The 22,046-nt window shown below is 66.6% G+C and carries 15 protein-coding genes; 7 read left to right on the forward strand and 8 right to left on the reverse strand.

What is annotated here, in order from left to right; translation table 11 throughout:
- Positions 1-1,419, reverse strand: a 1,419-nt coding sequence (locus tag D7X96_RS20505; protein WP_208647345.1) for a hypothetical protein, incomplete at its 3' end; no start/stop codon positions are given.
- Positions 1,420-1,796: 377 nt separating this feature from the next.
- Between D7X96_RS20505 and D7X96_RS20510 the strand changes: the two genes are divergently transcribed.
- The 3 genes from D7X96_RS20510 to D7X96_RS39605 all read left to right on the forward strand — a co-directional run bounded on the left by D7X96_RS20510 (position 1,797) and on the right by D7X96_RS39605 (position 12,802).
- Positions 1,797-10,925: an RHS repeat-associated core domain-containing protein gene (locus tag D7X96_RS20510; RefSeq protein WP_244219667.1), complete on the forward strand. Its 9,129-nt coding sequence runs from the start codon at positions 1,797-1,799 to the stop codon at positions 10,923-10,925.
- A 900-nt stretch (positions 10,926-11,825) separates the two neighbouring features.
- The gene (locus D7X96_RS20520; RefSeq protein ID WP_279637400.1) at positions 11,826-12,449 is read left to right on the forward strand and encodes an Imm5 family immunity protein; all 624 of its coding nucleotides are present in this window, start codon (positions 11,826-11,828) and stop codon (positions 12,447-12,449) included.
- A gap of 41 nt (positions 12,450-12,490) precedes the next feature.
- On the forward strand, positions 12,491-12,802 hold the full coding sequence (locus D7X96_RS39605) for a hypothetical protein (protein WP_147442768.1): 312 nt from the start codon (positions 12,491-12,493) through the stop codon (positions 12,800-12,802).
- Between the two features lie 130 nt (positions 12,803-12,932).
- Here the strand turns inward: D7X96_RS39605 and D7X96_RS20525 are convergent, their stop codons facing one another.
- A complete protein-coding gene (locus D7X96_RS20525) occupies positions 12,933-13,217 on the reverse strand; it encodes a hypothetical protein (protein ID WP_120549061.1) in 285 nt (94 codons plus the stop codon).
- Here D7X96_RS20525 and D7X96_RS39610 point away from each other — a divergent pair.
- The 3 genes from D7X96_RS39610 to D7X96_RS39615 all read left to right on the forward strand — a co-directional run bounded on the left by D7X96_RS39610 (position 13,216) and on the right by D7X96_RS39615 (position 15,032).
- Positions 13,216-13,746, forward strand: coding sequence for a hypothetical protein (locus D7X96_RS39610; RefSeq protein WP_147442769.1), 531 nt, complete (start codon positions 13,216-13,218; stop codon positions 13,744-13,746). The genes D7X96_RS20525 and D7X96_RS39610 overlap by 2 nt on opposite strands.
- Positions 13,747-14,313: 567 nt before the next feature.
- On the forward strand, positions 14,314-14,604 hold the full coding sequence (locus D7X96_RS20535) for a hypothetical protein (RefSeq protein ID WP_120549063.1): 291 nt from the start codon (positions 14,314-14,316) through the stop codon (positions 14,602-14,604).
- Between the two features lie 74 nt (positions 14,605-14,678).
- Positions 14,679-15,032 (forward strand): hypothetical protein, encoded by a 354-nt coding sequence (locus D7X96_RS39615; protein ID WP_147468357.1) that lies wholly within the window; start codon positions 14,679-14,681, stop codon positions 15,030-15,032.
- A gap of 27 nt (positions 15,033-15,059) precedes the next feature.
- Here the strand turns inward: D7X96_RS39615 and D7X96_RS20540 are convergent, their stop codons facing one another.
- Genes D7X96_RS20540 through D7X96_RS20555 form a run of 4 tightly spaced genes read right to left on the reverse strand, consistent with a single transcriptional unit; the run spans position 15,060 to position 18,551 of the window.
- On the reverse strand, positions 15,060-15,620 hold the full coding sequence (locus tag D7X96_RS20540) for a response regulator transcription factor (protein WP_120549064.1): 561 nt from the start codon (positions 15,618-15,620) through the stop codon (positions 15,060-15,062).
- Positions 15,617-16,927, reverse strand: a complete 1,311-nt coding sequence (locus tag D7X96_RS20545) for an ATP-binding protein (RefSeq protein ID WP_121770516.1) — start codon at positions 16,925-16,927, stop codon at positions 15,617-15,619. The genes D7X96_RS20540 and D7X96_RS20545 overlap by 4 nt, the downstream gene beginning before the upstream one ends.
- On the reverse strand, positions 16,924-17,661 hold the full coding sequence (locus D7X96_RS20550) for a hypothetical protein (protein ID WP_147468358.1): 738 nt from the start codon (positions 17,659-17,661) through the stop codon (positions 16,924-16,926). Before D7X96_RS20550 ends, D7X96_RS20545 begins: the two co-directional genes overlap by 4 nt.
- A complete protein-coding gene (locus D7X96_RS20555) occupies positions 17,661-18,551 on the reverse strand; it encodes a transporter (RefSeq protein WP_208647346.1) in 891 nt (296 codons plus the stop codon). Before D7X96_RS20555 ends, D7X96_RS20550 begins: the two co-directional genes overlap by 1 nt.
- A gap of 218 nt (positions 18,552-18,769) precedes the next feature.
- Here D7X96_RS20555 and D7X96_RS20560 point away from each other — a divergent pair, with 218 nt between their 5' ends.
- The gene (locus D7X96_RS20560; RefSeq protein ID WP_120549067.1) at positions 18,770-19,207 is read left to right on the forward strand and encodes a DoxX family protein; all 438 of its coding nucleotides are present in this window, start codon (positions 18,770-18,772) and stop codon (positions 19,205-19,207) included.
- A 29-nt stretch (positions 19,208-19,236) separates the two neighbouring features.
- Here the strand turns inward: D7X96_RS20560 and D7X96_RS20565 are convergent, their stop codons facing one another.
- Both D7X96_RS20565 and D7X96_RS20570 read right to left on the reverse strand, forming a co-directional pair.
- Positions 19,237-20,145, reverse strand: coding sequence for a metallophosphoesterase (locus tag D7X96_RS20565; RefSeq protein WP_120549068.1), 909 nt, complete (start codon positions 20,143-20,145; stop codon positions 19,237-19,239).
- A gap of 214 nt (positions 20,146-20,359) precedes the next feature.
- Entirely contained in the window at positions 20,360-21,904 is a 1,545-nt protein-coding gene (locus D7X96_RS20570) for a hypothetical protein (protein WP_121770518.1), read from the reverse strand.
- Positions 21,905-22,046 lie beyond the last annotated feature (142 nt).

The following is a 22,046-nucleotide window of genomic DNA, read 5'->3' on the forward strand; positions in this document are numbered from 1 at the left end:
GTCCTTGGGCGGGTCGGCCCGGGGGCCGAGGAGGGCCGGCAGGGAAGGCGTGAGCTGCCCCACGTACAGCAGGCCCTGGAGGCCTTCGGTGGCGGAGCCTTCCCTCAACTGGATGTAGGGGCTCAGCCCGGCGCGGGCCGCCACCCTGGGCGCGGGCGTCGCGCCCACGATGCCGCAGACCAGCTTGCTGTCACGGTCCAGGTCGCAGCCCCAGCGTGTGCCCTGCGCGTAGCTCATCTCCAGCACGACGAGCGAGCGGTCCTCCTTCATCAGATGCGCCATGGGCGTGAAGGAGGGGTCCCACTGCGTGCCCTTCTCCAGCTGCGTATGCGTGTTGCCCGCGAGCACCACCTGCACCTCGTCCGGCTTCGCGGCGCGGCGCTTCGTCCAGACGCCGGCCTGGGCCGCGTCGCGCGCGCTGCCGTTGAGCACGTCCGTGTCGTAGGCCACCACCGTCACGCGCAGACCCGCCGCGCGCAGGGCGCGTGCGCGGTCGATGAGGTCCATGATGGCGCGGCTGCTGCGGCCGTCCTGGTACGTGCGCGTCCAGAAGCGCCCTTCCAGCAGCGCGTCCTGGTCCGCCGGGGCGCCAGGGCTGGCCAGGTACCTGTCCACCCGCGCCTGCTCCGTCTCCGGAAGCGACAGGCCCAGCACCACGGCGAGCCCGGTCTGCGCGGCCTGACACACGACGTGGCCCACCACGTCCGGCACTTCGTTGCTGCCCAGTTGCTCGCCGATGAGCAGCGTGAGGCCCGGGTGCAGGAGCTCCGGCAGTCCGCGCACGGGCGTGGTGCAAGGGCCTTCCACGGGGGCCTCTGCCTGCCAGCGGTCCAGGTAGAACTCCGGCGCGCGCACGGCGGTGGGGCGCTTGTCTTCCGCCACGTTGCCGGCGAGGACTTCCACGGAGGGCGCGGACTCCAGGCGCAGGGTGAGGGCCTGCTCCAGGTCCAGGTCGCGGGTGCCGTGCTGGGCGCCGCGCAGCATGGACAGACGCTTGGTCTGCGCGTCGTCCTGGTCGAAGTTCACGTCCTTCACGAAGGGATTGGACACCTGCTCTTGTCGCTCCAGGTAGACCTTCCACCACAGCTTCTTCCACTCGGCGTCGTTGCCGGTCGTCTGCTGGGTCATGCGGAAGATGCGAACGACGGACTGGCGCGGGGCCACGGCGATGCCGGTCACCAGGTAGCGCGTGAACGTGGTGTTGCGCGAGCCGGCCCGGTCCGGCTCGGACCAGGTGGTGACGAGCTGGTTCGGATCCTCCGTGTCTTCGAACGTGTAGCCCTGCTCTTCCAGCAGTTGGCGCGTGACCGCGAGCGCCTCTGTCAGCGGCTTCTGGAAGACATGTTCGTACTTGGGCAGCTCTGCTTCGGGTGCACGCTTCGAATGGGCGCAGCTGACGGAAATCAAGACCAGTGCCATGACAAGCCAATGCCTCTGCATTTGCTTCCTCCCCAGTTGGTGCCAGGCCGGAACGCCACAGGCGGATGACCGCCAGGGGCCATCCATTCACAAGACGGCGGCGGGTTCAAATCCAGGGGGCGCTCACAACGTCAAGGGCAAACGGAACTTCGGCGTGGGCGTGGTGAATTCCGGCTCATGGGGCGTGAAGCGCCTGGGTGGAAGTTCCATGCCAATGTCTTGTGTTGACAGTGTTTGGGATGGGCATGTACTGAGAAGTGAGGTGTCTTGAGTCGTTGGTCATGAGGGGGCGTTTGATGCAGGCGGGTCGATGGGTGGTCGTGGTTCTGGTGTTGCTTGGGGCATGGGGAGCAAGGGCGGAAGGGTGGCGGAGCCGGGTGCCCTCCTGGGAGAAGACTCCGCTGCAGGAGGACTTCGGTCCTTCGAAGCGCTCCTGCGAAGTCATCCCCATCGACCAGACGCAATCCTTCGAGGCTGCCCGTCTCGCATGGGAAGCGAAGCGGGATGCTCCCCAAGAACAGCTGGCGCAATCGCTGGGGAAGGCTCGCGCCGAGCTCGGCGACAGCCCCGCTTGGTGGAAGCGATTCTGGCACTCTCCGGCCGCAAGTGATGCCGAGAAGGCATCCCTTGAGCGCTCCAAGGATGAGCTGCTGCGAGCAAAACAGCTCCTCAAGAAGGTCAAGCTCGAGGATGAAGCGGGTCAGGCGCGCAGGCAGCGCTTGCTGCTGGCAATCGAGCGGCAGGTGGAATTGCTCGAGACGTTGAGGGATGGCGTCTTCTCCCGGGCTTGGGAAATGGCCCTGGGGCGGTTCCCTCAGGAGGGAATGGCGCAGCTGCAAGAGAGCCTTTCCCGCTTGGATGTGGACGTTGTCGTGGAAGACGTGACTCAGGTCGCCAATATCGAGAAGGTGGTGATGACCGACCTGCAGGAGGGGGTTGTCGGGCAACCTCTCGCGCAACCTGTGGCGGTGAGAGTGACGACGGTCAACGGGGACCCCGTGTCCGGCGCGGTCGTGACCTTCAAGCGCGCACTCGGTTCCCAGCCTGGATTCCTTCCCGTCGGTGGTGCGGGGCAGGCCCAGGCCCAACTGCAGGCGACCACGGATGAAAATGGCCTGGCGGCGGTCCAGGTGGTGCCTGACACCAACATCGCCCGCTTCTCGTTCCTGCGGGTGGGACCGCACTTCCCCCAGCGGCTGGGATACAACGCCGTGACGGCGGAGACCTCCAATGGCACCCAGACTTTCGTGCTGGCTGCGCCCTTCGTAGAGGTGGGCTTGCCGGACGCGCCCTCTCAAATCCAGCCCCAGGGCAGTGTCCCCTCTCAGACCGAAGCGGGACTGCAGATGATTGCCCCCTTCGCGGCGAAGGTCCTGGATCGATACGGAAATGCCCTGGCCAATCAGCAGGTGACATGGACGCAGTCCCCCTCGACTGGACGGTTCTACCACTACGCGGATATCACGGCCCCCCAGGTATTGGATCCCAGCAGTCCCATGCAAATGCAGACCCTGCAGCAATGGTCTGACATGGATGGGTGGCTGGATGCTGGATACATCCCGGGCACGACGGCTGGCTACTACCTCGTGACCGCGACGGTCGGCACCTTGTCGCGCCAGTTCGGCGTGTCGGCCATTGTTCCCAGTGCGCGCTACACGTTCCGGATGACGCACAACGGCGATTTCAACGGTGTCTACCTGACGTCGAGCCCGGAAGTGACGGTTGCTCAGATCCTGCACTGGCCGCTGGGCGCGCCGGGCTGGGTTCCCGTCCGGGGTGACGAAGAGGGATTGGAGGATGTTGCGGTTGGTATTTGGACGAAGGCGCAGGATGGGACCGAGCTTGCTGTCACCATGGCGGCCCCGGTTTCGGTGGGACCGGAACCCTTGGATGATCAGGTGTCGGTGGCCTTCCGGCCCAGGTACCTGGTGGCCGAGGGGTGGCAGCAGCTGTGGTTCGAGGGCCGGGCCTACGAGCGCAATACCAACGGACAACTCGTGAAGGTGTGCTGCAACCGCCCCCTCTACGGTTGGCAGTACTCAACCATTCCCACCCTGAAAGCCCTCCGGCAGGTGCAGGGGGGCGCGCTGGTCCAGGCTGGCGGACAGGCGTCAACGTCGGACTCGGGGCTGGGCTCCCGGGTGGTGAACAGCAGCTCGGATAAGCTGTATGTCCGGCTGACGATTCAGCCCAACATCGAGGGAGATGGAGTCCTTGTCCTGGCTCCCTCGGTCGTCCGGGACGCGGATGGAGACCTCGAGGTCCCTGTCTCCACCACCGCGCAACAGATACTCCCGCTGGCGGATGGAACGCAGGGTGGGCACGTCCGCTTCGAGCTGTATGCCAAGGACTATTCCGCGACGTCCACCGTGAAGGTGTTGCAGGCCACCGAGGAGGTGGAGGTACTGCCGCCAGAGCCCGGCCTCTTGCTCGCGGGGCTTCCGCTGAGGGCCCGCTGGGTTCTGCCAGTGTGGGACTTTGTGTCCGCGCTAAAAGTGACACCCGGTGAGCCGCCGCCGGATGACGCGCAGGCACCCATCGCTTACGGCGCGCCACTGGGCCTGAAGGTCTTTGGGAACGGAAGGCTGGAGGTTCGCCGCGGACAGACGGAGATCGCCAGCGCGCAGGTGCTGGCGAACGCAACGGGCATCACCCAGGTCTCCTGGCTTGGAGGTGTCGCCATCGCGTTGGGGCAGGGAGGCCTCGCGGTGATGGAGATGCCGCCTGGAGCGGTGGGACCGGAGACCGTCCGGATCACGCTCATCCCGGACAATCCCAATCAAGCGTCCCTGAACCAGGAGGTCACGCTCACGACGACCGTGGGAACGGTGGGCAGGCTGCCGGTGGGCCATACCTTCGTGAAGGGCGTCAGCGTGGTGGACGGCCACCTGGTGAAACAGGCCGTGGACGTGGAGACCCCCAGCCGGGGCCTGGGGCTCTCCTGGCAGCGCGCCTATGCCAGCGGTGGCTCCGACGAGGGCGTGTTGGGGTTGGGCTGGACGCACGCGTACGAAGGCGCCGTGCAGCCGTTGCTCGGCGGTGGTTTCCGTTATGCGGTCACCAGCGGTGAGGGCGGCGGGCAGGTCTTCACCTGCACGGGGGAGGGGACGGAATGTGTGGCCCAGCGCGGGTACCACGGCACGCTGCGCGTGGAGGGCATGGGGGCCGCGCGGGAGTTCATCTTCCGCGCGAAGGATGGGACCGAGTACCGGCACGGCAGGCTCGACAGCGCGAGCTTCCCCGCGAAGTACCGCCTCACCTCCGTCGTGGCGCCCACGGGGCACCGTGTGCTGATGCGGTACGGCGATACCAGCATCGACGGTGCGCTGACGCGCGTGTTCGATGAGGCGAGCGGGCGGCTGCTGGAACTGGGCCATGTCCGCGAGGCAGGCCTTCTACGACTCCGCACGGTGGCGCTGCATCACGCCTCCTCGGTGGATGCGACGTCCACGACCTTCCTCGATGTCTGCATTCAGTACACCTACGACACCCAGCAACGTCTGGCCTCCGTCTCGCGCTACGACGGTGCCTGCGGCAATGGTGCCCCGTTGCGGACCGAGTCGTACGCCTATGAGGATGGCGTGCTGGAGGCAGGGCGGACACGGCTGAGCCGGTACACGGGGCCTGATGGTGAAGTGACCCGCTACACCTACTACGGCGCTGCGGAGTCGATGCCCGGCGAGGACGACTTCCTGCTGCTGATGGGCAAGGACGAGCGGGTGAAGCAGGTGGTGGAGGTCATGGAGACGGCCCCGCTGAGGGAGGCCATCACCTCGTTCACCTACAGCATCGCCCCTGAGACGCGGACGGTGCTGGGGCAGTCGCTCACCACGTACCGCACGTCGGTGAAGGGTCCTCGGGCCGAGGTCCCCGAAACCCACTACTGGATGATGGCAACGGGCGCCGTCGTGGAGACAGAGAAGCCGCTGTCCGCCGGTGTGGTGGCCCGGACCCGCGCGCTTTGGGACTCGGTTCACCGGGTCCGCGAGGCGGAAATGGACGCCCGCGGACGCGTCACGCACCTGGCCTACGACGCGCGAGGCAACCTCGTGGAGCGCCGCATCGAGGGCGCTGCGCTCCCGTCCATGGGGCCCGTGGCGGCCACGCTGCCCGTGCTCGACGCGCAGGGGCAGCCTGTCGCGGAGGTGGTGGAGAAGTGGGGCTACGAGGCGGGCTTCAACGCGCAGGTCTGTCACGTGGACGCGGAGGGTTACGCCACGGTCTCCCGGGTGGATTCCTCCGGGGACGCGCCCGAGGACGTGCTCCCGGTGGGGACGGGGCGCCTGCTGGAGACCCGGCGCTACGTGAACCGGGTGCCGCGTGCCGTGCTGGCTTCCGCCGCGACCTGTGAAGAGGCCATGGCCTCGTTGCAGGAGTCCCCCCAGGACGTCGTGCTGAGCTGGCGCTACTGCGGGGTTGAAGGCGCGGCCTGCCCGCCGCTGGCCGTCACTGGAGACTGGGTGGAGAGCGTGGGCGCGGATGGTCACCGGGAGAAGGCCACGGCGTACGACGCCTACGGCCAGCCGCGGACCAAGACGATCCAGGTGAACCGGACAGCCACTGTGACGGTGCAGACCCTCCATGACGCCCGTGGGCGCCTGGAGGATGAGCAGGATGGATTGGGACGTCATCGGATCCAGGAGTGGGATGGGCTGGACCGGGTGAAGCGCGAGGAGTGGGTGAACCCTCACGGTGAGGGACGGGTGCGCACGGCGCTGTACTACCCGGGCGGCCAACTCCACTACGAGACCCTGGGAGGGGACTTCATCCGCGAGCATTGGCTGGATGCCGCCGGCCGGCGATCCCGGACTGTCGAGTCCGGAGGCGGGCTCACTGCCTCGTTGGAGACCCGCTATGGATACGACGATGCAGGCAATCGCACGACTGTCATCGACCGGCGGGGAGTCCTGACGACCACGGTGTATGACTTCGCGGACCGCCCGGTGGATGTGCGGGTGTCTGTGGCGGATGCGTCACGGTTCGTGGCCCAGGGGGGCCACAGCGGCGACGTGAGCCGGACCTGCACACTCTCCCATGTGACCTACGACGCCGCTGGCAACAAGGTGGCGGAAGAGGACCTGTCCGGGTTCGACACGCATTATCGGTTGGACTCGCTCTACCGGGTCGTGGAGGAGCAGAGCCCCGAGGTTCGGGGCGCGGACCTCGACGCACCGGCCCTGCGCTATACGCAGACATCCGCATATGACCTGACCGGCCATCGGGTGCGGCAGGTGGATGGGAATGCCCACGCCCAGACGGTGGAGTACGACCTGTTGGGACGTGCCACCGTCCAGACGGACGCCGCCGGCCGGGTCGAGCGGCGCGTATACGACGGGCGCGGCAATGTGACAGAGGTTCGCAGGGAGGCGGGAGGCGTCCAGCAGCGGAAGCAGACCACGGCGTATGACGGCTTGAGCCGGGTGCTCTCGGTGACGGAGCGCGTGGCGACGGAAGCCGGGGAGACGGTCTACACGACGCAGACCGTCCATGACGACGTGGCGCATGTCGATTGGACGCTCGATGCACGGGGCTTCGTCCAGGCCCGGCACCTGGATGGTCTGGGACGCGTCTTCAAGGGGGGGCAGGACGCCGCGAATGGACCGCTGCCGCGCCAGCCGGACGACCCGAGGGTGGGGCCCGCGCTCAACCTGATCCACACCGTGGAGTACGACCGGTACGGCCATGAGTTCGCCCGGGTGGATGCGCTCGGCCGGCGGACGGAAACAGTCCACGACGCGCTGGGCCGGCTGGTGGAAGTGCACCGGCCCATGGGCGTCTCAGAGAGCCAGAAGCATGACGGGGAAGGCCATGTCATCCGCTCCACCGATGGGCGCGGTGTGGAGCGCAGCTTCACCTACGACGCTTTGGGACGGCTGCGAAGCGAGACCCTGGTGGAGAGTCTGTCCCAGGAGGGACAGGCCCTGACGGTGAGCGAGCGGACGTACGTGGATGCTCCGGACACGGAGGCCCTGACGCGGGAGCAGGTACGGGACGCGCGGGGGCATCTCACCGTGACGTACCGCGACGGACTCCGGCGCGTCGTACGCCACAAGGATGCGGCGGGATACGCCTCGGACACCTGGTTTGATGCGCTCTACAAGCGCGCGGAGAAGAACGCGAAGGGGCACCTCACCCGCTTCACCTACGACGCCGTGGGCCGGGTGCTGAGCCAGTCGGAAGCTGCATCGGTGAGCAGCCCGGCGGCCTACAGCCAGAGCTGGCAGTACACAGACGCGACCCGCGAGCGGACACACTGGGACCGGCGCCAGGTTCCCACGGTGCACCGGGAGGATGGCCTGGGCCGCAAGGTGTACGCCTCGCGGGGGCAGGGTCCGGACGTGGCGCAGGAGTCCTGGGCCTATAACGCCGGGGGGCAGGCGGTGCTGGCGGTGGACGCGAATGGCTACGCGACCACCCGGCTCTACGATGGAGCAGCGCGCCTGGTCGAGGAGACCCGGGGCGCCGGAACGCCGGAAGCGGCGACGACTGCGTTCCAGTACGACGCCGCCGGTCAACTGACACAGCAGAAGGGGCCCCGCGCCACGGGCGTTCCCTTCGACGTGCTCTACACCTACGACGACCTGGGGCGGCGCGTGCGCGAGGAGGACGCGCTCGGGCAGGTCACGGCATGGGCCCATGACGCCGCGGGAAACCGTGTGTGCATGAAGCAGCCGCTCGGCGCTCCCGCGCTTGGACATGGGGAGGCGGCCGGGCTGACGCTGGCGGATGTGGAGGCGCAGGTCTGCACGGGCACGTATGTGACGTGGTACGCCCATGACGAGCAGGGCAAGCTGCTGTCCGTCACGGATGCCGCCGGTGGGCTCACGTCCTATGTCTACGACGCCGCCCGCAACCTGGTGGCGAAGCAGGACGCGAACGGGAACCTCACGACCTACGAGTACGACGTGCGCAACCTGCGCACGGCCGAGCACCAGCACCTGGACGCGCATGCGCGGTTGTCGGCGGACCAGCGGAGCCAGGTGCCGTTGTTCGAAGCAGGCGCGACGCCGTCAGGCAGTGTGGGCACGCTGACGTGGCGCCACACGTATGACGCGAACGGGAACCCGGACTCCATGACCGACCCGAAGGGGCAGGTGACGGTGCATGGGTATGGGCTCCTCGATCGGCTGGCGGCACGCACCTATTCACAGCATGTGCAGCCGCGAGAGCTGCCGTCGGTGGACGCGGAGGGCTTTGCGTATGACGGCAACGGGAACCTGGAGCGTGCGACCCTGCTCAAGCAGACGCCAGGCGGCGTGGTGGAGGAGGCGACGACGTACACGTATGACGTGCTCGATCGCGTGAAGACGCGGCTGCGGGAGCAGGACGCAAAGCAGCTCTCCTTCGGGTACGACGCCATGGGGCACCGTACGAGCGTGACGGACTCGGACGGAGTCGCCACGGGGTACGAGTACGATGCCTTGGGGCGCCTGAAGCAGGCGACACTTCCGGTCGGCGTCGTGGAGTACCGGTACTGGCCGGACTCCTTGCTCAAGGGCGTGGTGTGGCCCAACGGCGTGTCGGAAGGGCGCTGCTACGACGCGGCCGGGCGGTTGGTGGAGCAGGTCACTGCACGGGGCACTGTCAGCGATACGTGCCAGGCGAGCGGGCCCGTGGTCAGCCAGTTCGTCTACACCTATGACGCCAACGGGAATCGGTTGACGCAGGTGGAGACGCGCACGTCCCCTTCGACGCAGGCGCTGGGCGTCAGTGGGACGACCCGGTACGGCTATGACGTCTTGAATCGGCTTACGGGGGTTGCTGCACCTGACTTCCAAAACACGTTATATCGGCTGGATGCCGTCGGTAACCGCACGGGCGAGAGGCAGGCCAGGGTTCGATGGACGAGGGGCCTTGGTCCCGATGCCTACGTCAGTGTGGAACCCAAGGCGCTCACGCGCGATGTCACCGCAACCTTCAACCGGGTGGACTGGCTGACAGGGTTCGAGGACGCGAGAGGCGCCAAGCTGAAGGCGGTGCTGCGCTACGACCTCGTGGGCAACCTGGAGGAGAAGGCGACGCAGGCCGGCACCCGCACCTTCGCCTGGGACATCCGCAACACGCTCACTGCCGTTTATGACAACGGGCAGGAGGTGGGACGGTATGACTACGACGGCAACCTTCAGCGGACGCAAAGGCACACGGCGACAGAAGACGTCGCGTATGTGCTTGATGACGGCTTCATCCTGCAGGAGTTGGATGGAGCCCAGGCGTCGCATCCGTCGAAGCGGCGCTACCATTATGGCGGAGGCCCACTGGCTGTCAGCGAGGCGGCTTCCGCTGCGACGAACTTCCTGGGAACAGATGCGCTGGGCAGTGTGACGGACGCGCTGTCCACGACGGGAGATGTCACTGTGGCCCGTCAGTACGACGCGTGGGGCACCCCCCGCAGTGGCTCCGCGCCCACGGCCAGTGAGTTCAAGCTTGGCTACACGGGGCACCAGTACGACGTGGAGACGGGGCTCACCTATGCCCGGGCCCGGTACTACGACAGCGAGCTGGGACGGTTCATCTCGCGGGACTCGTACGAGGGGCAGTTGAACGATGCGCCGAGTCTGCACAGGTACGCGTATGCGCACGGCAATCCGCTGAGATTCATCGACACAAACGGATTCAGCGCTGACCCCATTGTGAATCCTTTTCCGACGAACACTTGTGACTCTCATCTGTTGCAATGCCAGGGTGCCATGAGTCGCGCAGCGGAAGGTGTGGGTAAAGCCATCAAGACGAAACCCCCTGTCGGGCCCCAACCGCCTGCAGGATGGGACCGACTGTTGATCCTGCTTGGGCTGAAGACGCTTTCTGACCAACAGTCAATGGAGGCGATGGCAGATTTTCAGGGGCGGGAACATCAAGAGCCTGCTGAGTACTACACGGCGGATCGTCTTGCTGCGCTCCGAGCAAAGGCGCTGGAACGCAGGGAGCGAGAGATTATCGAGGCCCCTGGTGCACCAAGTGTGGTGCCAGTTCTTGCTCCCTCGACGCAGAGCGAGAATGCTCCGCTGAAGGCTCCGGAGGTCAATGGCGCGCCTGCGTTCGCGCCTGCGGCGGAGGGAGCGCCTGCCATGAAGGAGCCCGCAGGGACTGATGGCGTCGGACAGATGGAGGCTGCGAAACGAGGACCCAAGCCGTGGCCTTACGGTCCGCACAATCAGACCATCCAGCGCAGAATCGATGAATTGAAAAAAGACCTTGGCCCTGACTGGGAGCACGTCGGTGGTGGCGAACTGACCGAAGTCTCCTATGATACGCCGGGAGGTGAGAAAAGTTTCAGGCGAATGGATATTACATTCAAAAACAGGCTCACGGGCGAGGTTTACAATGAAAACGTGGGAAGGCAGACGTCGACAGGGTTGCCAATGCCACGTGAGCAGGATGCGTTGGATGATATGGAGGGGACGACGGGGGTGAGGCCGGCCTTTACGCCGTATCGTCCGGATGCATCGAAAGCCGGAAAGCCTCATGGCTCGACCGAAGCGTCGGAGGCTTCCAAGAAGAAAGAATAAGATAGGATAGATGGATTCGGGGGCTGGGACCGGGACGAGGACGTGATGGCGGATTTGAGAGTTTTCTGTGACGAGTCGGAGTTGGTTCGGTGGGTCAGGGAAATATGCGTGAAGTTTTCACTTTCGTGCGTGGTGTTCCGACGGGGGGCGGAATCGCCGGACATTGTTGGCTTGCTGAATGATTCTGTCGATTGGGGGGACGTATTTCAGGCGTTTCTTGGTACTGACGTCCCCGGACGCATTGTGGGCGTTCGTGGGGTGGGCGATGTCCGGCAGCGCGAGTGGGGATGGATCAATGTTCGACCAGGAGGGCTTCGTGTTTTGGATGCCAAGCGACGGCTCGTCATCAGTGAGTTGCATGGTGAGGATAGGGTAGGCTCGGTCGAAAAGCCTGGAAGGTGGGTGCGTTGGCTTGCTGAATCTTTCAAGAATAGCGACTTTGTCCAGCGTGGGGTTGTAGGAAGAAACGAAATGCTCGGCGCAGAGTCTGTGTATAGGGATGTTTGGTACACGCGATCTGCGGTAGCTTTGCAAGGTGCGGGGGTTGAGTGGCGTCAGTCTGATCCGAAGTCGCGTGTTGTGTATCGGCCTTTGGAGTGATTAGGGGCTGTGTTGAGAGGTGTCGTCTTTTCGTTCGGTTTACGGGTGCTGATGTGTTGTCGAGGGACGCGCCGCAGTCTCTGGGGCTAAGAGGTTGGGGTGGCGCAATGGGCAGGTATAATAAATTCGTGGGACTGGTTGAATGCAGTGCCTGTAGGTGCCTGAGGGAGGTTGGTTTCCAGGTGGATATTGGTGTCCTGGAGCACAGGCGATTCGACATGGGTGACGTTGTCTGGGGCCTTGCACCCACGATGCGGCGGACGCAGGAGAGGCCGTAAAGGCGGAAGGCGGGGCTTGAAGATGGGTGTGCCCGAGGTGTTGGATTCGCTGCTTCAACGGGCATTTGAATCAGTGCGAGCGGACCCCGTGCACGATCTCGCATTGGGCATGCGGCGGGAACTCTGGAGGTCGCTAGGGCCTGGGCTGGGGTTTGGGCCAGGGTATGCCCGGCGTGTGGCGCTTGCGCTCGCGACCGCACGGCATGTGCTGCCACTTTGGGAACTGACGTACCCGGAGAACCGCACGACGCACACGGTGCTGGACTCGGCGGAAGCGATGCGAGTGGGGAGTCTCGACAAGGGCGAAGCCCGTGCCATCTGGCAGCAAGCTTGGGACCACATGGTGGAGCTGTCGTTCTCGGATGAGGGCTCGCGGGGAGTAGCGGCGGGACTCTCGGCGGTGCAGGCCTTGCGCACGTGCATCGACGACGAGGCATTTGTGCTGCTGGGAGTGGATGAGCGCCTGCGCGACGACCAGGTCGATGCGGAAGACATGGATGCGTCCATGTTCGCTGCGGCTGCCTACGCGGGTGGGCCTGCCTGGGATGCATCGTCCGACTCCGCGCGCCGGCTTCAATTCTGGGAGTGGTGGCTGTCGGAGGCTGTTCCCCTGGCGTATCAACTTGTGGTTCGTGTGGGATCCTGATTGGGAATCGACCCATCTGGCTGATCGAGAGGAATCACGCGGTGGACGCCTCACTCCAGATTCTGATCTGGATGTTGGAGCGCTATGTCCTCTGGGCGATTGATCGTCTGAGTGCTGAAGACGAATCGAAACGCGAAGCGGTGGGGCCGAAACTGCAGGCTCTCTTCCGCGTATTCGAGGTGAAAGATGAGCACCGGTCATGGTCAGGCTTTGCGGGGTGTGCCGGAAGAGTGCCTGCGGGAGTGGTATGCTGTCTTCGCAGGCTCAAGAGAGGGCTTGAACTTGTCCTCGCCATGCCCGGTCTGTGGCGCACGAACACTTCATCGGTATTATCAGCATGGAAAGAAGGTTGAGGTCGTGGCTGATGGAGAGTTGTACGTGTCGCGCGGAGCGAGCTGGGAGTGGTGCAGTACTTGCCGTTCGTACGAACATGCAACAGCACTTGTTCCGGCGTGGTGGTCAGGTGAGCTGGATGTAGATCTGTCAAAGCTCACGGCTGAGCCCGAAGCGTTGGAGGCAGCGCTTAGTCAAGCGTGAGAGGGTGTTGTTGAGCCTCAGCGCGGTGAGCACCGTGAGGAGATGGAGAAGCACGACCCATCGGACCTCAAGGACGCGCAGTAGCGGCTGTTTGAGCCGTTGCTGAAGGGCTTCTGCCGACGGGACGTGCCGTTCGGAAACCGAGCTGCAGATGCCGTTGGCCCCGGCGAGATTCACCAGATTGGTAGTCTGAACAAAGTAGCTGGGGTCCAGTAGGGAATCGGCAGCCATGAGCACTCAGTTTCGAATCGCAGTTGATGAGCGCGACGAGCAACGGCTCTGTGAGTTTCTGAGGGACCGCTGGCAGGCCATGTGCGCACCACGGTTTTCAATGAACCCTCAGCTAGAGGCGGTGCCGGTCGGGCAATGTTCGAGTCCCGAGCAGGTCGTGTTTCCGGCAGACCTGCTGGCTCTTGTCCAGGGGCGCGTTGCTCCCGTGGTCGGGCGGGATGGCGAGTTCCATGTCTATCCCAAGGCTGGTGCGTGTTTGGAGTGGACCCGAGCACAGGCGCGGGACCGCAATGTGATTCCAGGGCGGTTCTATCTTGATGCGTCGCCCGGTGGGGGCGCGGAGGGAAGGCGCCTGAAGAACATGATGAAGGAGCTCCTGGCGTTTGTTGAAAAGGAGAGTCCCCTCGTTTCCAAGGACAAGGTCCCCATTTTCGTCGGCCGGAGCCTGTCTGAGCGCGTTTCAAGGGGAGACGCTCAAGTCCTGTATGGGGGCGGCTCTCCAGTTTCCTTTGAGTCGGCTGGAGAGTAAGCCGTCGGCAAGAGTCGCTTCCGTGTCAAGGACAAGGGACATGGACCGCGTGAGGGCCGGCCAAGCGGAGATCGCCCCAGTGCCTGACGCGCCTCGGCCGCAGAGGGCTTCCTGCGCCGGGCGGGTGGCGGATTGCGGTCGCTGTCGCCTTCAGTTGGAAGTGATGACAGTGCTGCGGCGCTCGTGCATCCGGTGGACCACCTCGTAGAGGCCCGTCGGTTCGTTCTACCTCATCGTCATCAGAGACGACGGCCGGAGTGCCAAATGAACGCTGACCCGCTGGCGATGGAGTGGGGGCCCGCTACCGTTGAGCTTTACAGCCCGGAGCGCGGGCTTGCCGTGCACGTCTTCAATCATGACCTCACGAGCGAGGAGTCCGTGCGTAAGAGCATCCGCTTTGCAATCGGACGGGTCCGGTGGCTCAGGCTCCAATTGCCCGAGGACACGAGGCATGCCGTCAGGTTCGATGACCGAGGGCAGGTGCTGGCGAGTGCTGCCCGCGAGAGCATTAAATCCGCTCTCGCGCCTTACGTGGTGGGCGTCACCTTTGCGTCGGAGAGGTCGTAGGTGGCTTTCAATCTCATTGCTGAGGCCAAGATACAGGCCGAGTGGCAGGAGCTTCACTCCGAACTCGCAAGCGCAAGAAGGCTTGTTGAGTTGTTCCCGGTTCCCGCCGAGACGGGCCAGAGCGACGCCATTGGGATCTCTGTGCCTCTTCGTGCTGCTTCTGAGGACGTATGGGCAGAGTTGGTCGTGATACTCGGCGTGCTGAATCGAAGAGGGATGCGCGTTTACGACCTGCAGGCGGGGCGCGAGGTTCTTTCGTTCGAGGAACTACGCCGCAGTCTGTGGGGCTGAGAGCTTGGCCCGTTGCCTCGTGAGCCGAGAAGACCGAGCGCTGCTTGAGGCTGAGCGCGGTAAGTAGCCCAGCCATGGGCTGGACGCAAAACGACGGATGCGACTTGGGAGCTGTCATGGGGTTTTCTGTTGCTCACCTCAATGGCGAGTTTGAGAAGGATCCTTCCCCCGATACCTTCTTTGAACTGTGGCGCGAACTAGAGGATGCCGATGGCGAGCATCAGACGGTGCCCGTGAAACATGAGACGGAATGGTGCCTCAGTGCGTATCCGTCCGGACGATTGGTGTGGGAGAACATCGAGGAGGATCTTGTTCCTCGACACATGAGGGGAGTTTCGCGCGAGACGGTCGTGTCTCTCTGGAGGGCATTGTCCGAGGGAAATATCGCGCTCGTTGACCAGCAGGCTTGGGTCGCAGGTTACGGCTAATAGAGTCTGAAGTTCAAAGACTCCGCGTCAGCGCGATGGCGGGTACTTCTGCAGCTTCCGCTGGAGCGACCTTCGGTGGATGCCCAGCTTGCGCGCGGCTTCGGAGATGTTTCCGGCGCTGTCCGCGAGCACTCGATGAATGTGTTCCCACTCTGCTCGCGCGAGTGACGGTGCCTGGAGCGTCTCCGGTGCCGCGACGTTGGGGGCTTCTTCCGCCCTCGCGAACGCCGCCAGGATGTCGTCCGCGTCCGCGGGCTTTGGCAGGTAGTTCACCGCTCCCAGCCGGATGGCATCCACGGTCGTGCTGATGCTTCCGTAGCCCGTCAGCACGATGACTCGCGTGGACGCGTCCACCGCCAGCAAGTCCCTCACCAGCTCCAGGCCGCTGTGGCCCGGCATGCGCAGGTCCACCACCGCGTACTCCGGTGACTCGCGCCTTGCCGCTGCCATGGCTTCATCGTGGTTGCCCGCCGTCGTTACATCCCAGCCTCGCTCGCGGAAGGCTCGCGCCAATCGCTCACGCAGCGTGCTGTCGTCGTCCACCAGCAGCAGGCTGGGACGTTGATCCACTGGAGCCGTGTTGCTCATGCCGCTGCCTCCTTCGCGTCCTCGCCCGGCAGGCTCAGGCTCACCGTCGTGCCCTCTGCCGCCTTCGAGCGCAGCTCCAGCGCTCCGCCCAGCTGCTCCGCCAATGAACGCGCCAGGAACAGCCCCAGGCCCATGCCCTCACCCGGCGCCTTCGTCGTGAAGAACGGCTCGCCCGCGCGTGCCAGCACCGCCTCCGGCATGCCCTGGCCTTCGTCGCGCACCTCCAGCCGTGCTCCCGCCCCCTCCGGCACCACCCGCAGCTCCACGCCCCGGCCCATGGGCGTCGCCTGGAGCGCGTTCTTCACCAGGCCTCGCAGCACCCTCGCCAATGCTCGCGGCGGTCCGTGGACCGGGTGCTTCTTCATGGCTTCCGGCACGTCCACCCGCACCCGCTCCCGGCCGGACAGCTCCGACAGCGTCTCCTCCACCAGCCGCTCCAGCGGGATGGGCTGGAAGGGCTCTCCCGTCGTCTGACCCGCGTCCGCGGACATCTGCACCAGCACGTCCCGGCAGCGGTCCACCTGCTGGCGGATGAGCCTCAAATCCTCTCTCACGGACTCAGAAGTCTGGGATGCCGCGAGCGCCCGCTCCAGCTCCTTCGCCACCACCGCGATGGTGGACAGCGGCGTGGACAACTCGTGCGCCGCTCCCGCCGCCAGCGTCGCCAGCGAGGCCACCTTCTCCTGACGCGCGTGCCGGGCCCTCGCCTGCTCCAATTCCTGCTCACGCCTTGCCAGCGCCCGGGTCACGCGCTGGATGAAATACACGATGAAGCCCGCCGCCACCGCGAACGCCACCCACATGCCGCTCAGGTGCAGCCGCATCAGCTCCGCGTGGTCCGGCCGCTCCAGCCCCGGCAGCGTCACGTCCTGCAACACGAACAGCGACCCGAAGGCCACCAGCGTGAAACCCAACATCGCCCACGTGCGGCGCGGCGGCAGCAGCACCGTGCCCAGCGCCACGTTCACCAGGTACAACGCGGTGAAGGGGTTGTGCGTGCCGCCACTCAGGGCCAGGAGCCCCGTCAGCACCAGCGTGTCCCAGAGCATCAGCCCGAAGATGGCCGCCTCCGCCACCGGACGCGCCCTCGCGAGCCCCGCGCGCACCGCCGCGTTCGTGAGCGCTTCAATGCCCAAGAGCGCCACCAGCGCGGGCACCGGCAACACCAGCTTGAGGCCCCACGCCGCCACCGCCACCAGCACCGCCTGCCCCACCAGCACGCCCCAGCGCAGCCTCAAGAGCCACACCAGGTTGATGCGGGCCCGGAGCGAGGGTTCGGAGGAGGAGGGCGGCGGCGAGGACGTCATGGCGTGGCGGAGGACATCGCCACGGAGCGGGCCACCGTGTCCAGCGCGGAGGCCGCGGCCCCCGGCGACTCCAGGTCCACCGTGGCCAGCCAGGTATCCCAGGCGAGCACGAAGGTGCGCTCGGCTGACGGCTCGTCCTCGGACAGCGTCAGCCCGTCCAACACCACGTCCACCGTGGCGATGTTGGACGTCACCAGCCGGAAGGGCTGGGGCTCACCGCCACCCGCCGGCACCCGCGTGCCCTCCAGCCACAGCGTGCGCTCCAGCATGTCCACGCCACTGGCCACGTCCGACAGTCCCTCCGCGTCCGTGTCCGCGGGCTCGAAGGTGAGCCTCGCGCGGCAGTAGCGCCCCGGTGGCGGCCGCACCGTGCCCAGCGTCAGCACGCTCCCGTCCGGCCGCTCCAGCCCGCTGACGTGCGGCGTGCCCAGCTTCAACGGCGACCCCACGGAGTGCGCGTGCGCCGTCCCGATGGGCGACAGCGCCTTCAACAGCCGCCAGCCCAGCGCCTCCTCGCACGGCTTCAGCTCCACGCTGCCCAGCGCCACGTAGCCGCGCGTCAGCGTGAGGACCTGTCCATCGGCCCTCGTGAACGAACGCTCGCCTCCCGCCGCCTGCACGCCCTGCGCGGCGGCCCGGTGCTCCAGGCCCAGCGTGACGGTCATGCCGTCCACGCGCTCACCACACGCGCTCAGGGCCAACAGCGCCAATCCCAGACACGAGGAACGGATCATCACAGGTCGTACGCGAGCGAGAGCACCGCGATGGGCGTGGACGACACCCGGCGCAGCTGGTTGACGACGGGGATGCGCACCCCGGCCTGCACCACCACGTCCATGCCCGGGCTGAAGAGGACGTCCGGCGACACGTATCCGATGAAGCCTCCACCGGACTCCTCTGGCGTGCCGTTCGTGTCCGGTGCCTTCTCCACCCGGGTGTCCACGCCCAGCCGCACCGCCCACGTGGGCGACGGCTGGTATTGCGCCGCCACCTGCGTGCGCACCGACGCGCCCAGCCGGTAGTCGTCACGCCCGCGCGAGGGCAGGAAGCCCAGGGCGCTCGCGAGGAACGACCAGTTGCCCTTGAAGCCCTGCCACGCCAGCCCCGCCATCGGATCCACCGAGCCGCTGCCGGGCTGCGCGTCGATGCCCAGCGTCGTGCCGTCCCGCGCGTGCAGCCGGGGGCCCGTGGGCAGCTTCACCCCGCCCACCACGCTGATCAGCTGGTCCGGGGAGAACTCCTTGTCCTTCCACACGAACGCCTTCGCGCTCACGTCGATGTCGCCCAGCCCCCAGCCGCGCTCCAGTCCCAGGCTCACGTCCTGGACCTCGCGCGCCTGGAGCGGCAGGTTCACCGCGAGCACCAGCCAGGGCCTGGGCGCGTACGCCACCGCCACGTCCATGCGCAGCTCGCGCAGGCGCTGCGCGTCCACGCCCGTCACCCCTTCCGTGTGCCCCCACGCGCGCATCATCGTGGACAGCCGCAGGCGCCCTTCGAAGGGCTGCTCGCCGCCCATGGACGTGAGGGTGGGGTCCCCGCACGCGCAGCTCGCGCAGGCCCACGCCGGAGAGGCGGGCACGACGAGGAGCGCGGCGCTCAGGAGGGCCAGGGGGAGGGTCTTCAAGGCGTGGGCACCCTAGCGTCCCCCCGTCCTCACGCCCTGTGGCGAGTTGTCGCAGGCCGCCGGTGCGTCACCCGGGGAACGGACCGGCTGTCCACTGGCCCGGAAAGCGGGCGGGGGAGCGGGGGCTGGCTGTCCGCCCGCCCATCCGTGCCTATCTGGAGAATGACACCGACCCGTCCGCGTTGAGGGAGGACACGCCGGAGGCATGGAGGTCATTCATGGGGCTGCTCGCACCGCTGGGACGGCTGCTGTTCTCGGTCATCTTCATTACCAGCGGGCTCAATCACTTCATCCAGCTCCAGGCCCTCACGGCCTACGCCCAGGCGTCAGGCGTGCCCGACCCGAGGACGGCGGTGCTGGTGTCCGGCGGCGTGCTGGTGGTGGGAGGCCTGTGCGTCCTCCTGGGCGCCTTCGCCCGCCTGGGCGCGGCCATGCTCGCCGTGTTCCTGGTGGCGTCCGCCTTCATGGTCCACCACTTCTGGAAGATGGATGACCCGGTGCAGGCGCAGAACAACCTCATCCACTTCATGAAGAACCTCTCCATGGCGGGGGGGGCCCTGCTCATCGTCTACTTCGGGCCCGGCCCCTTCAGCCTGTCACGCAAGAAGCGCGAGGCGGGCCTGGGCGGGATGAAGCTGGGCGCGCCCCTTCGCTGAAGCTGGGCGCGCCGTCCTGCTCGCGTGGATCAGGTCGCCCCGACGTAGGCGGCCTGCTGCGTGCGCAGGGTGAAGAAGGCGACCTCCGGCGTGCTGCCGCGGCGCAGGTACGGCCCGCCGAAGCCGAAGCCCAGGCCCTGGTTCACGTACAGGTGGTTGCCATTCACGCGGTAGTGGCCGCGGATGTACGGCTGGCCCGCGCGGCGGAAGAGGGCCTCCGTGAGGCCCCGGACGATGAACTGCCCGCCGTGGGTGTGCCCGGAGAACTGCACCAGCCCCGCGTGCGCGGGCAGCTTCTCCGCGGTGGGCGGCGTGTGGGCCAGCACCAGGCGCGTGCCGGACGTGGGCGCGCCCCGGAAGGTGGCCTCCACGTCCTCCATGCCGGTGAGCCCGTCGTCGATGCCCAGCACCGTCACCGGCGCGCCCTTCACGTGCACCACGCGGTGCTCGTTCTGGAGCACCGTGTAGCCCAGGTCCTCGAAGCCCGCGCGCAGGTAGGCCGCGTCCACCCAGTGGTCGTGGTTGCCCAGGACGACGAAGACGGGGCCGTTGAGGCCCTGGAGCAGCTGGCGCACGCGCGGCAGCGGCTTGGGGCTGTGGGTGACGTAGTCGCCGGTGAGGAACACCAGGTCCGGCGAGGCCTCGTTCACCGCGGCCACCGCGCGGCGGATGCGCACGTCGCTGGTCGCCTGCCCCACGTGCACGTCCGACAGCTGCGCGATGCGCAGGCCGTCATGCCCCGGGTGGATGCTGTCCAGCTGGAGCAGGTGCTCGGTGAGGACGAAGTGGTCCCGCCAGCGCAGGCGCCGGTCCGGCCGGAAGGGGTCGGGGCCTCGCGCCTGGAGCTCGTTGCGTCCGTGGGGCTCCACCACTTCAGCGACGGCGAGGGTGGAGGCGGCACCAGCGGCGTGACGGCGGCGGGCGAGTCTCAGGCGCATGCGTTCGGATTCCTCCGGCGGGGCAGGGGGAGATTGTAGTGAACGGTCCGGAGGGCCGTGAAGCCCGGGGGCCCGGCCCGCCTGCCCCCTTGCACGAAGGCAGGAGGGCGGAAGCAGAACCGGGCCTCTTTCCAGAACATTTCCGCGCCCTTCCCGCCGGTGACGCCGGGTGCGACATGCGCACCGCCCCGGCGTCAGGGTGGGAGTCCGCCGCCTAGTAGCCTCGCAGGACGATGAGGCCCGCGCTGGAGTGGACCAGCAGCATGCCGGAGGTGCCGGAGCCGTCGTACACGAGCTGACCGATGCCGCCGCGCACGCTCGTCACCTTCTCCAGCGACTTGGCCGGGGTCAGCCGGTAGAGACCCTGGGGCGTGCCGATGAAGAGCGAGCCGTCGTTGGTGGCGGCCAGCGAGCTGATGCTGCTGTCGAGCACGCCCTCACCGATGCGCGTGCCCCGCTGGGAGGGACTGCCGGCGGAGCCAGGAGTCATCTCCCACAAACCGTACCTGCTGCTGCCCAGGTAGTAGGCCCCGTCCGTCGTCTGCTGGAAGGCGCGCCAGTAGTCGAACGCCTCCTGCGAGTTGAGGTCCTGCAGGTAGGAGGACTTCACCTTCTGCTGGTTGATGCCCGGCGTGGTGGTGTCGTCCCAGGTCTCCAGCTTCGTGTCGGGCGTGACGGTGCCGAAGTTCCACTCGTTCGCGATGAGCACGTCCCCGTTGGGCGCGATGCCCAGGCCGTAGGTGTAGCCAGCGTACTGCGAGCCGTCCGCGTCGAACCACACCGGGTGCCGGTGGGCGTTGTACGTCAGGCCGCGCAGGCGCACGACGCCGTGGTTGGTGCCGAAGAAGACGTCGCCCTTGTTCGGGCCGTGCAGCACGGACGCGCAGCTGAGCATGGCGCGGTCTTCGTCGAAGTGGTGGTCGTTGCTGTTGCGGATGCCCAGGCTGACGCCGTCCACCACGCTGGGGCCCGTCTGGATGAAGGGGTTGCCGTTCGCGTCCTTGTTGGCGCGCCGGGACTGGTTGATGTGGCCCTCGAAGGCGACCTGGCCGCTGGCGTCCAGCTTCACCGCGTCCACGTCGCCCTGCTTGTAGAAGTTGAGCCGGCGCGGGCTGAAGGGGAAGCAGGTGGTCTCGTTCACCGGGACTTCGCACGGCTTGTTGGTGACGATGAAGTTGGTGTGGATGGTTGGCCACTCCGGGTCCTGCTGGAGGTCTTCCGCGTCGTAGCCCACGTAGGCGCGGCCCGCCTCACCGCCGCAGATGACGGTGGAGCGCTGGCCCTCCTTCGCCTGGCCCACGGGGCCCGGCACCCAGACCAGCTTCTTCGTGTCCGCGCGCAAGACGCCGACGCGGTCGCCGTCCAGCACCCAGATGTTCTTGCCCAGGTCCATGCCAATCGACTTCACCTTCCCGATGCCATAGCGGTCCGAGTAGTTCGTCACCGGATCCGCCGGCCATGGATCCACCGTGCCCGCGTCCGTGCCGCCGTCGGTGCCGGCATCCGTGCCCGCGTCCGTCTCGCCACCGGTGCCCGCGTCGGTGCCGGCATCCACCTCGCCACCCGTGCCGGCATCCGTGCCCGCATCCGTCCCGGCGTCGGTGTCACCGCCCGTCCCCGCATCCACCCCTGGCCTTGGATTGATGGTGTCCGTGTCATCCATGGGAGTCGTCGGCGAATCCGACCCGCCGCAACCCCACGCCGACAGCATCACCGCTCCCGCACACACGCCCAGCCCCAGCAGTCGTCGATTCACCATGGTCTCCCTACGCGTACGCGCCACCTAAGCAAGCGGCGTACCCGCCCCGGAGAGCAGGCTTCCCGTGCGCCATTCCCTGGAGACAGGGCAATTTCCTTCCCACCCAGGGCAGCAGGCGACCCTGAAAGGGCGCAAAAAAAAC

Source organism: Corallococcus interemptor, assembly GCF_003668875.1.
Classification (GTDB): domain Bacteria; phylum Myxococcota; class Myxococcia; order Myxococcales; family Myxococcaceae; genus Corallococcus; species Corallococcus interemptor.